The sequence below is a fragment of the Mucilaginibacter polytrichastri genome (genome assembly GCF_001911425.1).
GTDB lineage: Bacteria > Bacteroidota > Bacteroidia > Sphingobacteriales > Sphingobacteriaceae > Mucilaginibacter > Mucilaginibacter polytrichastri.
In genome coordinates this window covers 897746-912333 of record NZ_MPPL01000001.1, presented here as the reverse complement: position 1 = coordinate 912333, position 14588 = coordinate 897746, and the positions used below count along the sequence as shown (strand labels likewise).

The following is a 14588-nucleotide window of genomic DNA, read 5'->3' as shown; positions in this document are numbered from 1 at the left end:
AGTTAAAAATTAACAGGGATTACAACAAACAAAAAATGATTATGAAAAGAATTTCACTTTTATTGCTATCGGCAGTGTTGCTGTTTACGGCATGTACCAAAAGCAGCAGTGATGATGATGGTGTAACAACTACCCCAACATCAACCACTGTTGAAGTAACAGGCGATATTGCAACCAGCACTACCTGGACAGCAAACAAAATCTATTACCTTAAAGGATATGTATACGTTACCAACGGCGCAACCTTAACTATTGAACCAGGAACCATTATTAAAGGCGATAAAGCCAGTAAAGGCACGTTGATTATTACAAGAGGGTCTAAAATAAACGCAACTGGCACTGTAGATAAACCGATCGTGTTTACCTCAAACGTTGCAGCAGGCGGCCGTTCAAGCGGCGACTGGGGTGGCATTATCTTGTTGGGTAAAGCACCAATTAACCCAAGTAGCGGTGTGGCAACTATTGAAGGCGGTATAACAGCAACCGGCGGTGGCGATGTAGCCAAATACATCCAATATGGCGGTACAGATGCAGCCGACAATTCTGGTACGTTAAAATATGTACGCATTGAGTATGCAGGTATCCCATTTGCACCAGATAGCGAGATCAATGGCTTAACCATGGGCGGCGTTGGCTCGGGTACTACTTTAGATTATATTGAAGTTTACCGCTCTGGCGATGATTCTTATGAGTGGTTTGGCGGTACTGTTAATGCCAAACACTTACTTTCTATCGGCGCGGTTGACGACGATTTTGATACTGACTTTGGCTTTGCAGGTAAAATACAGTTTGGTTTAGCACAACGTGCACAGGTAATTGCAGATTTTTCGGGATCAAACGGTTTCGAATCTGATAATGATGCATCTGGCTCGAACAATGCGCCTCAAACCAATGCTGCGTTTTCTAACATGACCATTATTGGCCCGCTATTAACAGCAATCGCTTCTGGTGGTACCATATCTAACATCAATGCCAACTTTCAACATGCGGCGCAGATCCGTCGCAACTCAGCTATCAGCATCAGCAACTCATTGTTGACTAACTATACCGAAGGTGTTTATTTTGATGATGGTACCGTTGCTACAGCAGGTGCTACATCAAGCAATTACACTGCAGGCCGCTTAGTATTTGCCAACAACGTAATTTATGATTGTAATGCAAAAGGCAACGAAGTTAAAGGACAAAACAAAACCTTGTTCGAAACTCAGGTTCGTTTAAATAACGTGTTCGATGCTTCTAAAACCGTGTTAGACCTATTAACCGACCCGCTTAAATATGGTTTAGATTTTAAAGCTGCTACCAATGCTAATGCAGGTACACCTAACTTTACTGTAAAAGCAGGTTCTGCTGCCGCAGCAGGCGCTGCGTTTACCGGAAAATTTGCTGATGCCTTTTTTGACAAAGTTGATTACAAAGGTGCTTTTGGTACCGATAACTGGGCTGCAACATGGGCTTCATTCGATCCTCAAAATATTGCATACACCACTCCGGGTGCCATTAAATAAATCTGAATAAACCGCGAGGGTTTCATTATATCTTTTTTAACCGGCTATTTTTTTAAAAATAGCCGGTTTTTTTTGATACAATTTTTTAATAGTGAATAAGCTGTAAGTACATTATTATTTCAGTTATTGAATAACATCCAACTGTGGCTGTTTCACAAAATGGATAAGAGTTTGTTCTGGTTTAAGCAGTTCAAGTATCTCTATTTTATTTTCTCCTTTAACCAGCCACTCAGCAGGCACGTAAAGCGTTTGCTGCGGGCCTACAGACCAGTACCGCCCCAGGTTATGCCCGTTAATCCACACCACACCTTTACCCCATTTACGCATATCCAAATAAGTATCTGCAACTATCGAAACATTAAACATTCCTTTTTTTACAACAGGCGCCTTAGCAACACTTTTTAATGTGTAGCGTACATTGCTTACATCCTTAAAAGGCAAACTATACATCGCCCAGTTATAAATAGCTTTTCCTCCAAAGCTAACGCCTTCTGTAATGCCTTTTTTATTTTTAAGTAAATACGGGCCGAAGTTAATCCTTCCCAAATTTTCGACCAGTATCTCCAGCTTTACTTTACCCGCAGGTAAATTCAGTTGAATACTATCCTGGTTGTGCCGGCGATCCAGTACGCCTACGGTTTTGCCGTTTACCATAATAATGGCATAATCGCGCAATTCATTAAGTTTTAAAACACCGCTTTTGCCGCCAGATAATAAAGTTTGATATAATACAAAGCCATAATCCTGGTTTAAATCTTCGAAGGTTAAGGGTGTTTTATTCAATACAGGTTTCGGTAATATACCTAACAGGCCAGCTGTTTGGCTTAGCTTAACATCATTTACAGCCATTACCGGCTTTGCCGCCGGAACCGGCGGTAAAGCCTGACCGACAGGCAAGTGCTTGGCAATTACCTGCCTGAACAGCATAAATTTGTGCGTTGCATTCCCGGCCTCATCAAGCGGGGCATCATAATCATAACTACTTATTTGTGGTTCATAAGGGTGCTTATCATCAAAGTTGGCACCATTCATAAACGCGCGCGTAGTACCGCCATGAAACATGTACATATTAATTGAAATACCTGCCGATAAAACGCTATCCAGTTTACCGGTATAGTTTTCGGCAGGCACGGTGTGGTGCTTGGTTCCCCACCAGTCAAACCATGCAGGGTACCACTCTGCAATATAAAATGGCCCTTTGCCATTATGGTTATCACTAATCATTTTTTTAACCATGGCAGGGTTATCAATACCATTTATGGCAGGCAGCAAGCCGGGTAGATGCCCGTCTACTATGGCCGCAGGGGGGTCGCAGGTATACAATAACCCATCAAAGCCAGCCTCTTTAAACAACCGCTGATTGATAGCTAAATATTCTTTATCCTTACCGTATGAGCCATACTCATTTTCAATCTGCACCATCAGGATATTGCCGCCGTGGTTAATTTGCAGGGGGGCCAATTGCTTACCTACTGCTTTAATATAGGTTTCGTACTCCTTCAAATACTTTTCTTCCTTACTGCGCACAATAAGTCCCTTTTCATTTTGCAGCCAGTATGGGTAACCGCCAAATTCCCACTCGGCGCAAACATAAGGGCTGGGTCTTAATATCACCCATAGGCCTTCTTCCTTAGCTATTTTAACAAATTCGGCCACATCATTATTGCCAGTGAAATCAAACTTGCCTTTTTGCGGCTCGTGCAAATTCCAGAAAACATAGGTGCCTATGGTATTAAGCCCCATGGATTTTGCCATTTTCATCCGTGCCCGCCATGCTTCACGGGGTACACGCGGATAATGCATCTCGCCCGAAATCATCTGGAAAGGTTTGCCATCCATTAAGAAAGCAGAATCGCTTAGCGTAAAGGAATGAGAACCCGTTTGAGCACGGAGGGTGATATTAGTAAACAGCATAACACCCAGTAGAATTATTTTTTTGATAGTCATATTATTATTAATGGATAAAGATCTGGAATTGAATTATTGAACGGTTAGCCATACCGTGGCTGGTTTAAGATTTTTGCCGCTGATGGTTACCTCTACTTTACCGGCTTTACCTGCGGTTTGTAAATAAGCAAGCAACTTGCCATGTAAGGCCTTTCGCTTGTCAGATTGATAGTCTTCATGACTGCTTAAGCTGCCACTTTCCAGCCCCAACAACCGGGCAGGGCCCGATAACTCAACTTTAAGCTCATCATCTGCATCAAAAACAGGATTGCCTTTTGCATCGGTTAACTGTATCTCCACCTGGCTAAGGCCTTTTGTATTGCTCTTAAATGAAGTTTGGCTGGCAATGGCTTTAATTTGATTAGCGCTGCCAGCTGTGTTAATGGTATTGCTGCTCACTTCAATACCATTGTTGTAGCCTTTCACCAAAAGTTTTCCGGGCTGATAATCAACATCCCACGATGGGATTTGATCCTTTGCATCATTACGCTTTTTTCTACCTAATGACTTTCCGTTTAAAAACAGTTCGGCTTCCTGGCAATTGGTATAACAAACTACTCTAACCTTGCTATCTGCCTGCCAGTTCCAGGCCGGTTCAATGGCCCTGCGGCCCCGGCTATTGCTGTCTGCTTTAGCCGCAATTTCCCTGCCTGCTATGTATATCATGGGTTTATCGGCCCAAAGGCTTTGCCTGTAATAATATTCCGATTTTTTAAATCCGGCCAAATCAAGCAGCCCGGCACCATTGCTTCGCTGAGGCCATTTGCCTGCCTCGCCCATGTAATCTATCCCGGTCCAGAGAAATTGAGCTGAGATATAGGCGTTGCTGTCCACAGCACTCCAGGCTTGTTTCTTCATGCCGTTCTCGCTGCCGTAGATCACCCGGTTGGGGTATTTTTTATGATCTTCGGGATAACGGTACTCCTGGTAATTATAGCCCACAATATCCAGTTCTTCGGGATAACCAACCTCGTTAGACATTACCACACCCGCCAACGCCGCAGTAACCGGCCGCGACTGATCTATCGCCTTTACAGTTTTAACCAGTTGCCGCGCTATCGTAGTAAGTCCGCTGGCAGCAGGATGATCAGGCAGATAACCCTTGCCGTAGATTTGCGGGTTGGTGCCCGTGTTCAACACCTCGTGACTGTAAGGATCATTAGGATAATCTATTTCATTACCAATGCTCCACATAATAATGGATGGATGGTTCCTGGCACGCAAAACCATGTCGCCCAGATCACGATCGGCCCATTCTTTAAAATATTCGTGATAGCCGTCTTTAGATGGTGTGCCCACATTCCAGCCTTTTACCCATTTATTTTTGCCTAGTTCCCATTCGTCGAAAGCCTCGTCCATTACCAGGAAGCCCATTTTATCGCATAAATCATATACATAATCAGCATGCGGGTTGTGGCTCAGACGGATCGCATTTACGCCGCCTTCTTTTAATGTTTTGAGCCTGCGTACCCAAACTTCCTGCGGTACGGCTACACCTAAAGCACCGGCATCATCATGAATACACACACCTTTTATTTTGGTGCTTTTACCATTCAGAAAAAAACCTTCGTCCTTATCAAAGCGAATGCTGCGGATCCCCGCCTGCTGGCTTACTTCATCAATCAGCTTACCATCGCGATATACCATAACCTGCAATTGATAAAGATCAGGATGCTCTGCACTCCATAATTTAGGCGAAACAAGCTGACTGTTAAAAGAAACCTCGTTCTTTCCGCTTTTGGTAATGATTTGTTTTTGAGCTGCTGCTACGATTTTCCCTCCCGCATCTAACAGGTTTACTTTAATATTTACATTGGCAGTATTGCGCGTGCTATTAGTAACGGTTGCCTTAACATTTATTAAGGCTTTGGTTGTGGTTACCTGCGGGGTTGTAAATGCGATATCCCATAAACCAATGTGTACCGGGTTTTTCACCAGCAAATAAACATTACGGTAAATGCCCGAACCTGTGTACCACCTCGAATCGGCAAATTCGCTATGGTCTGCCTTTACAGTCAGCGTATTTATTCCTTTAGTATTAAGATAGGGCGATAATTCATATTGAAAAGGAATAAAACCATTGGGCCTTTTACCCAGCAAATGCCCGTTTAACCAAACTTCGCTGTTTTTATATACACCGTCGAAACAGATGTAAACCTGCTGCCCGGCCCATGCTTTACTTACAGTAAATGTTTTTTTGTACCAGCCGATACCACCCGGCAAATAACCGGTTGCACTTGCCCAGTCTTCGCTAAAAGGGCCTTCAATGCTCCAATCGTGCGGTAGCTGGATTGCCTTCCATGCAACATTAGAAGTAACTGCGGTTTCTCCCCCAGTAATATCGCCCCTGTGAAAGGCCCATCCGTCGTTAAACAGAACAGGGGTGCCAACCTTATTTTGTGCGTTTACCAGTTGTGATAATAACAAGCTGATGAACAGGTAAAAAGCATAAATTTTTATATTTTTCATAGGTTTTTGTAGCTATTGAATAGTTGCAGTGATACTGGTAACTGATTTTCCCTGAACAACTGTTTGCTCAATATCTGTAATATTACTAGCCTTGAGGTCTGCAGATGAAGACGTTGAAAACGCTTTAGCGTGTGTGATTTTACGGCCATCTACATGCAGACTTACCGGGATATTTTCGGCACTGTTATTAATGATCACCACGGTAAGATTATTACCGTTTTTAAAAGCAGATACTAAAAGTTGATCTTTTGCAGCCTGCGCATCAACCCTTACAGATCCGGGTTTTACAAACCGGCTGTAATTACCCATTGCCCAAAGCATTTTGCTGGCGTAATAGTCGCCATCAGTTTTGTTTTTATCTATGTAAATTAGCCCGTCTTTATAATCATATGGCGAAATGGCTGTCCACCACTGCCAGGCCGAGGCATTGGCTACCGTGAGGTCGGTATAGATAACTTTGGCCAGGTATAATGCGGCATCGATACCCAAATCGCGTTTATTGCCATCTATTTCGCCTGCATTATCGCCCAGGATACAATACTCAGATTGCCAGAAAGCCAAGCCAGGAATATCGCTCACATTTTGGGCGAGTGCCTGCCTGGACTTTATGGCTGATGCAACAGGCGATGTAGTAAAATAGCTATGCGCCGCGATAGCTTTATTTATATTTTTAAGGCCCCCGATATAATTGGGTGAACCCGGTTTAAAAAAATCATTAATCTGGTTGCCCTTCCCCGGCTTATCACCTGCCGTGAAGAGGTAGTTAATACTACCCGCTTCGGATACTAAAATTTTGGATCGAACATTGTTTTGAGCAAAACTTTTACCAATAGCGCGCACAAGCCCGGCTATTTCGGTATTGGTATAAGGGCAGCCTTCCTGGCCGCCATCGCTCCAATCCCATTGGGGTTCATTAACGGGGCTTATGTAGTTAAATTTAATCCCGCTTACTTTATCAACCCCTTTTACAACGGCTGCCAGATAATTAGCAAAGGCATCGTATTGGTTGACTGCAAGGTTTACCTTACCGCCATTGGCGTAGGCCTTACCATTCTGCGTAAAATTTACCGGCGGACTATTTACAAAACCTAAAAATTGGTTAACACCCCGTTTTTGGGCTGCCTTTAAAAACCAAACCTGTCCGGCTTGTTTTTGCCAGTTGTAAGTGCCATCCGGGTTCAAAAAAGATTCGGCCCTGCGCCACTCGTCCTTAATACCACTTTGACCCGCCTGCTCTGCACTGCCCGCACCGATATTAAAACGCCACAGCGATAAAGCAATTCCCCTCGGCGAACCATTGGCCAATGTGTCCCTGCTAAAAAGCAGGTCGGCTATCTTATTCTTCTTTTCCTCGGGCCAATTACCAATAAACTGGCACGACCAGGCATCCGAAGCGCCAAAGTTATCGATGCGCTGATAGGTTTTTGACGGATTAATAGTGATCGTGACCACTTGATTATCCTGCCCTTTTGAAGAAGTACAGAGTAAACCCAGCAACGTTACCGGTAATATTTTGCGGGCAATGTTTTTAAATATCATTATATTTTTAAAGAGACATGCAACCGGCATTAAACCGCCTGCATGGCTTAGTTAATTATTGTTGAACAATTTGCCATTGCTGGTTAACGGCACCGCTCCATGGGTATTGGATAACACCGGCACCGTTGGCGGTTGATGCACCATTTACATCCAGCACCATACCACTATTACGGTTAACAGCTTTGTAAATGCCGGTTGATACCGAAGTAAGCTGCCATTGCTGATTATTACCACCATTCCATGGGTATTGGATAACACCTGCGCCACTTGCCGTGGATGCGCTGGTTACATCAAGCGCATAACCGCTATTGCGGTTGGTGATCTTGTAATATCCGCCGCCATTTGCAGCAATTATCCATTGCTGATTGTTGCCGCCATTTTGTGGCCATTGGATAATGCCTGCACCACTGGTTGTTGATGAGCCGTTAACATCAAGCGCATCGCCACTGTTAACATTTAAAAAGCGATAATAAGCTCCGGTGTAAAACACATCTGTACCGCCGGTACCCACACCCCAGGCATACTTTAAACGGCTTAAGCCCGATGCATTGGTTGTGGTAACCGTTGGGCTGTTTGCACTACCGCCAAGTTGCTGTAGGGCATAGCCATCACCGGTACGTATGCCGGGCCAGTAAATACTGCCCATGCCTAAAGCGCGCACTTCATTTGTAAGCCCCTGAATATAGGCTATATCTGCACTACCTCCAATTGCCCCGGTATAATTTATACTACTGTTCATGGTATCGCCAAACTCGGTTAATACTGCCCGGCTACTGTAGCTGCCTACATTAGCTTTTAACCTGCTTTCCCACTGCGCGGCGGTGGTTAGGCCTCCGCTGCTAAAAAAGGTATAATCATGTATAGATAGCAAGCAATTGGTAAAGCGGCTATCGGCACCAACGCCGGTAATATCCTGCGCATACGATGTACCATCAATTAAAATATGCCCCTGGGGCACAGATGGATAGGTAGTTAACCACTGGGCACAAATTGTACTCCAATCGGCCAATGAATAACCATGCGGCTCATTAAAAATTTCGAAATATACATGCGCGTTGCTGCCATATTTGGTTACAATGGTTTGCCACATCGCCCAAAATTGCGTGGTATTGTCAATCTTGCCATCCTCAGATGATTTGCCTTCCCAGCAGCCCAAAATTACGTTCATTCCCTTGCTTACCGCTTCATCAATTACGCCGGTATAAGCGTTCCACCAGGCTGATGATGTTGTTGCATAATTTACCGGGATACGTAAAGTATTAGCACCTGTATTAGTCTGGATGCCCGTAAGTACTGCCGTTGCCTTTGTGGTTACAGTAGTATAATTATCGGTTGACGCTAAGCCACTTAATACTAATATAGTATCACTGAAATTATCGCCATCGGCAGCCCAGTTCACGCCTTTCAGCGTGCTTGCCGGTGTCGAATCCAGTTTAACACCAGAGTTCCCTGTTTTTGCTTCGGTTTGAGTTGTGGCTTGCTTGGTTACTATCCCATCTTTTTTACACCCCGCCGCAAGGCAGCACGCCACTAATAATAAAATTCGGTTCTTCTTCATAATTAGTATAGGTTAGTATAAGGTTAAAAAAAGGGGGATAAAAACCTGTTTCTCCCCCTGTTGTAACTAACTCTCCATACCTGGATTGCTGTTAATATGGTAGTCAGATTTTAACAATAGTGTTAACTTAACTACGCTGCACTACATGCGCCTTACTATTAATTGGTAATACCTACCGTAAGGTTGTCCTGGGCATTGATAGAATATAAAGCCCCATGACCGTTATCATTGTTGATAAATGTTGGAGAGTTACCGCCGCCATCTAAATGATAATTGTAAGTACCAGGGCCGGTAGTATAAATACCTACTGTATATTGGCCTGGGGTTATCGGGCCGAAGCTACCAGTGGTTCCGGGCGCAACAGTAATAGTATGGCTTGTAGGGCCACTCAATTGTATAGTACACGTATAAGACGTTGCATTATAGTAATTGACACCAATGCTGAATAAGCGGGCCATCGAATGTTTTTCAATTGTCATAGACTGAGAAACGAAAAACGAAGAGAAACAAAACAGAAGGACAAAAATTTTAGTTTTCATAATTGTATGGTTTTAAGTTTATATGAGGTTTAAAAGAAGGCCCCGCAGGGCCTTCTTGATTGATATAGGCATTTAAGGTTTTCTAATTGGTATAACCTGGGTTTTGTTTTAACTGCCCGTTTGAAGTCTGAATCTCAGATAATGGTATTGGCAACCAATAATGCTGGGACAGAAAAGCCCGGCCAGTTAACGCTATCTTTTGTGCATAATTGTAACCAGAAGGGCTGGCAACATTTACACTTACTGCAACACCGTAAGCCGGAACATTTTCAGTTTGGTCTGCAATTTTCCATCTGCGCACATCATAAAAGCGGTGTTCCTCAAAAGCAAGTTCAATTTGTCTTTCATTTCTGATAGCGGCGCGCATATCATTTTGTGATAATCCGGCCAGGGGAGGCATGTTTACAGATGCACGTTGCCTGATGGTATTAATGGCTTGATAAACACTTGCATCAGGCCCTACTGCTTCATTTTGTGCCTCGGCATAATTAAGCAAAATTTCTGCATACCTGAAATAGATCCATGGCTGTGCACCCGCCTCGTTTGAATTGGTAATCGAATAATTATCATTTGCAAATTTCCTTAAATAATAGCCGGTTTTACTCGCGTTTTGTGGATTAGACCCTTGGTTACTATCTTTACCTCCAGGTAAAAAGACCTGGATAACATTGTTTCTGTATGGTGCCCCATTGTAAAGAATGGTTGCATAAAACCGTGGATCACGATTCACGTATGGGTTTTGTGAATTGTAGCCCGACGTAGGATCCGTAATGGCTTTGCCATTACTCATATGATAGGCATCCACCATATTTTGCAGCGGAACGTTACCACCATAGCCACCATAGCTGTTAGGCCCATTATCCAGCTCTATAGGGAGGTGGGCAGCTGTAACCGGATAAAATAATCTTTCAAATATAATTTCGTTACTACTAGGCGTCAAAAATAATTGGCCGTAACCACCCTGGAATAAACTGTATTTACCAAGATCAATAACCGCCTTAGCCGCCGCTGCCGCTGCCTGCCAGGTTCCGGCGTTATACAATGGGCTCGCAGCATATAGCAATAATCTTGATTTTAATGCAAGCGCAGCCCCTTTGGTTGCCCTGCCTAAGGCCCATACTGAGCTATTATCCAGCGGGAGTTTTGAGGCAGCGTCATCAAGTTGAGCACTGGCATAATTAATAGACTCAGTTATGGTAGCGCGATTGAAAAGGCTTGGATCCTGCAGGTTATCGCTTAACTCAGTTACTTTATTGCCAATTAATACAACGCCGCCATAGTTACGAATAAGGTCCTGATATCTAAACGCCCTAATAAATTCGAGCTCGCCAATTAGGTTGTTTTTATGCGCCGCGCTTAATGGTAAACTATTAATTACGCTTAACGCATAATTACACTCACGGATGCCACGGTAACTGCGTGCCCAAATGGTCCCGGCATCGCCGAGATTATTTGGAGCTAACTGCCCCTGCTGAACCACCCAGGTATTATCATCGTTGTTATATATGGATTCGTCTGTCAATGAACTCCATAATGCCCACTGAAACCCTCTGCCAAACCCCGTATTGTCATCTTCTTTGTCCTGTAATTTAACACCAATATATCTATTGATAACATAAGCTTCAAAAAGTGAGGTATCGGATAAAATAGAGGCGTTGCCTATTTTGTCGGTAGGAGGTGTAGAGAGGAAATCTTTTTTACAGGATGTCATTAATATAACGCAAAGCGCCACGCAACCTGTTATATATTTTATAGTTTTCATATTGTAGCGTATTAAAATTTAATGTTTGCGCCCAGGTTAATTATTTTTTGTTGCGGATAGAACTGGCCACTTCCGTATTGAGCGCTACCAAATTTACCACTGCCATCGGTTCCTTCCGGATCGTAATCCTTCACTTTAGTAAACGTTAACAGGTTAAAGCCACTTACAAAAACTCTTACTCCCTTGATATGAAGTTTTGATAAAACTTGTGACGATAGTGAATAGCCCAATTGAACATTTTTCAGCCTCAAAAAAGAAGCATCATTAAGCCAGAAAGTACTGTTATATAAACCACCGCTTACCGAGCTTGAAGCCCTGTCTGATACTTTTGGGTATGATCCGTTTGGATTGGTTGGGCTCCAGGCATTATTTGCCCATGAGCTGTAAAAATTACCGATAACTCCCGATTCAGGCAGCACATACTGGCTTACCTCGGCCTGACCGGCAAATAACACCGACAAGTCGAAATTTTTGTATCCTGCATTAAAGCTTAAACCATAAGTTATTTGCGGGATATTACCATATTTTGACCGTTCCTGATCGGCCGTTGTTATTTGCCCGTCATTGTTAACATCAGCATAGATAAGATCCCCAACTTGTGCACCGGGTACATGTGGCGTATTATTTAATTGTGCCTGGCTTCTAAAAATACCGGTAGATTTATATAATAAATAGGTATTTAAAGGATTACCTGTTTTACGCTGGTAAGGCAATACACCGGCGGCCTCATCAATATAAATGATTTTACTTTTGGTATACGTAAAGTTACCTGATACACCCCATGAGAATGTGCCGGGATGGTTATAGCCCAGTGTTGCCTCGAAACCGCCATTGTTAACCTTGCCAATATTTTCTGCTGGCACTAAGGGACTACCATAAAGTGGGTTTACAATTCCGGAAGTTCCGGGAATAGAGCCGTTACGATATGCCAGGATATTTGACCGTATCTGGCGAAAATAGATGGCTTCTAATGTGAAGTTTTTTAAGAATACTGCATTAATACCAATATCTGTCTTTTTGGCAGTTTCCCACGTAATACGGGGATTTGCAAGCTTGATTTGATCGATACCTGGCTGAGGTGAAGCGCCTTGACCATTATCCAGAACTACAGCATTATTAAGCGCGTAATTGTCAAAGTATTGGTAAGGGGCTATAATATCATCTCCCAGCACACCGTAAGAAGCCCTGATCTTCAGATCGTCAATAAATTTAACTTTATCGCTAAACCACTTTTCTTTTGAGATGCGATAACCTGCTGATATGGACGGAAAATACCCCCACTGGTTGCCGGGAGCAAAAAGGGATGAACCATCCGCACGGAACTGGGCCTCTAATAAATATTTCTCATCATAATTATAAGCCAGCCTGCTAATCACACTACGGCGGTTATAATTGTAGTTGCCATTGTTATCACTGCTGCTTCCACCATTGGTAGCATCGCCGGGGGCACTACCGCCCTGTGAAAGCTCTGGCGTAGTAACTGTAGGGAAATTATTACGTTGAGCCCAGAAGTAATTATAAGTATTTTGGCTTTGTTCGTACGCTACAAAGGCATTAATATTGTTTTTGCCAAACTGCCTTACAAAGTTTAATTTGATATTAGATGTAATGAGCGACTGATTAAGCTGCGATTCATTTAAAAAAGGACGCCCGCTAAAGCCACCCTGTGTGCTTGGCGTGTAGAGGTTGGTAGCACTGCTATAAGTATAAACTGTGTAGGGTGTGTTAAATGTTTTGTTAAACACACCTGTTTTATCTGCCGAAAAGAAACCATCGAGCGAAAGGCCGCTTATGCCCGGGATATCATAACTCGCCCGGAGTATACCGTTAAAAGTTTGCGTGGGATTATTGGAGGTACCACCAAGACTTGTTGGTGTAAGGGCCGGGTTTGTATTATCGAAGCCAGAAGTAGGCAAACCATTTGGATAAAAAGCAGCCGTGGTTGGGTATCCTCTGTAAATACCCCGAAAATTATTAGCGGCAGAAGTAGTCGGGAATTTTCGATCTTCCTCCCTGCCCTGTAATGACAGCCCTATTTTAAATCCTTTTGCAACCGTAGCGTCAATATTCGACCTGAAGTTATATTGATTGTATTTTGCGGCGCCGTTTTTATAAAGACCATCCTGCGAGGTGATACCAACAGAATTGTAATATTTAACATCCTCAGAGCCACCTGTCACAGTTACGTTCTGCTGGTTCTGCAATGCGTAATTCTTTAAGGTTATTTTTTCCCAGTTTGTGTTTGGATAATTAAGCGGGTCTGAGCCATTTCTGAATTTCTCTATCTGATCATTACTATAAACCTGGTTAAGGCCACCTGGCTGGTTATTATAATAGCTGATATTATTCATGATCTGGGCATAAGTTGCCGCATCAGCCAATTTAGGTAAACGTGTTGGCGAGCTAAACCCTTCGCTAAAACTATAAGAAACCGAGGCTTTACCTGTTTTACCATGTTTAGTAGTTATTAAAATAACCCCGTTTGCCGCACGATTACCGTAAACAGCCGCAGATGCATCTTTTAATACAGAAACGCTTTCGATATCGTTAGGATCAAGGCGTTCCAGGCCACCGATTTGACCGGGTATACCGTCAACAACCACCAACACGGAATTGCTGCCGGTTGTTGCCAGCCCCCTGATGGAAATATTTGAACCATCATAACCTGGTTCTCCAGATCCATTATTGGCTACAACGCCGGACACCCGGCCTGCGAATGAACTTGAAATGTTAGGTTGAGGACTTTTAACCAGATCGCCGCCCTTTACAACGGAGATAGAGCCGGTTAATGTAGCTTTCTTTTGTGTGCCGTAACCTACCACCACTACTTCGCTAAGCGATTTGGCATCTATCTGCAGGCTAACCTTAACATTGGTTTGCCCGGTTAATGCCACTTCCTGATTTACGTAACCTACAAAAGAGAATACCAGTGTGCCGGCAGATGCGTCTGGTACATTGATAGAAAAATTACCGTCTTGATCTGAAACAACACCAATGGCGGTACCTTTTAGTGCAATACTTACACCCGGTAATGACAAGCCTTTTTCGTCTGTTACCTTACCATTTACACGAACGCTGGCAGATTCTTTTAAAATTTTGTTTGCTGCAAACACCGGGGCTGGTTGCATGCAGGTAATGCAGCAGGCTATCACCATCCCGGTAAGCAAGCTTAAACGGGCGGGGAATCTTTTCCTGTGCGGAGAATACATCCTTAGTAAATTTGATTTCATAATTTGTATTTGGTTTATAGTCTCCGCCGGTTAACACTG

At 43.4% G+C, this 14588-nt stretch carries 8 protein-coding genes; 1 reads left to right on the top strand and 7 read right to left on the bottom strand.

The window, feature by feature from the left end; translation table 11 throughout:
• The first annotated feature begins 41 nt into the window (after positions 1-41).
• Positions 42-1505 carry a beta-helix domain-containing protein gene (locus tag RG47T_RS04135; RefSeq protein ID WP_091690726.1) on the top strand — a complete coding sequence of 488 codons (1464 nt, stop codon included), beginning with the start codon at positions 42-44 and terminating at the stop codon, positions 1503-1505.
• A 123-nt stretch (positions 1506-1628) separates the two neighbouring features.
• Here RG47T_RS04135 and RG47T_RS04130 read toward each other — a convergent pair whose 3' ends face one another.
• The 7 genes from RG47T_RS04130 to RG47T_RS04100 form a co-directional block, all read right to left on the bottom strand.
• Entirely contained in the window at positions 1629-3452 is a 1824-nt protein-coding gene (locus RG47T_RS04130; RefSeq protein ID WP_074488256.1) for a glycoside hydrolase family 35 protein, read from the bottom strand.
• Between the two features lie 33 nt (positions 3453-3485).
• The gene (locus RG47T_RS04125) at positions 3486-5921 is read right to left on the bottom strand and encodes a glycoside hydrolase family 2 TIM barrel-domain containing protein (protein WP_074488255.1); all 2436 of its coding nucleotides are present in this window, start codon (positions 5919-5921) and stop codon (positions 3486-3488) included.
• 12 nt (positions 5922-5933) lie between these two features.
• Entirely contained in the window at positions 5934-7460 is a 1527-nt protein-coding gene (locus RG47T_RS04120) for a glycoside hydrolase (protein WP_074488254.1), read from the bottom strand.
• Between the two features lie 55 nt (positions 7461-7515).
• The gene (locus tag RG47T_RS04115; RefSeq protein ID WP_074488253.1) at positions 7516-9018 is read right to left on the bottom strand and encodes an RICIN domain-containing protein; all 1503 of its coding nucleotides are present in this window, start codon (positions 9016-9018) and stop codon (positions 7516-7518) included.
• 158 nt (positions 9019-9176) lie between these two features.
• Positions 9177-9557 carry a hypothetical protein gene (locus RG47T_RS04110; protein WP_139235613.1) on the bottom strand — a complete coding sequence of 127 codons (381 nt, stop codon included), beginning with the start codon at positions 9555-9557 and terminating at the stop codon, positions 9177-9179.
• An 82-nt stretch (positions 9558-9639) separates the two neighbouring features.
• Positions 9640-11319: a RagB/SusD family nutrient uptake outer membrane protein gene (locus RG47T_RS04105; RefSeq protein WP_074488251.1), complete on the bottom strand. Its 1680-nt coding sequence runs from the start codon at positions 11317-11319 to the stop codon at positions 9640-9642.
• A gap of 11 nt (positions 11320-11330) precedes the next feature.
• Positions 11331-14549, bottom strand: a complete 3219-nt coding sequence (locus RG47T_RS04100) for a SusC/RagA family TonB-linked outer membrane protein (RefSeq protein ID WP_216351001.1) — start codon at positions 14547-14549, stop codon at positions 11331-11333.
• Positions 14550-14588: the final 39 nt, after the last annotated feature.

What these genes read in the sequence shown, in the direction of transcription:
- RG47T_RS04135 (WP_091690726.1), top strand. Translation starts at nt 42, where the DNA reads ATGAAAAGAATTTCACTTTTATTGCTATCGGCAGTGTTGCTGTTTACG.
- RG47T_RS04130 (WP_074488256.1), bottom strand. Translation starts at nt 3,452, where the DNA reads ATGACTATCAAAAAAATAATTCTACTGGGTGTTATGCTGTTTACTAAT.
- RG47T_RS04125 (WP_074488255.1), bottom strand. Translation starts at nt 5,921, where the DNA reads ATGAAAAATATAAAAATTTATGCTTTTTACCTGTTCATCAGCTTGTTA.
- RG47T_RS04120 (WP_074488254.1), bottom strand. Translation starts at nt 7,460, where the DNA reads ATGATATTTAAAAACATTGCCCGCAAAATATTACCGGTAACGTTGCTG.
- RG47T_RS04115 (WP_074488253.1), bottom strand. Translation starts at nt 9,018, where the DNA reads ATGAAGAAGAACCGAATTTTATTATTAGTGGCGTGCTGCCTTGCGGCG.
- RG47T_RS04110 (WP_139235613.1), bottom strand. Translation starts at nt 9,557, where the DNA reads ATGAAAACTAAAATTTTTGTCCTTCTGTTTTGTTTCTCTTCGTTTTTC.
- RG47T_RS04105 (WP_074488251.1), bottom strand. Translation starts at nt 11,319, where the DNA reads ATGAAAACTATAAAATATATAACAGGTTGCGTGGCGCTTTGCGTTATA.
- RG47T_RS04100 (WP_216351001.1), bottom strand. Translation starts at nt 14,549, where the DNA reads ATGAAATCAAATTTACTAAGGATGTATTCTCCGCACAGGAAAAGATTC.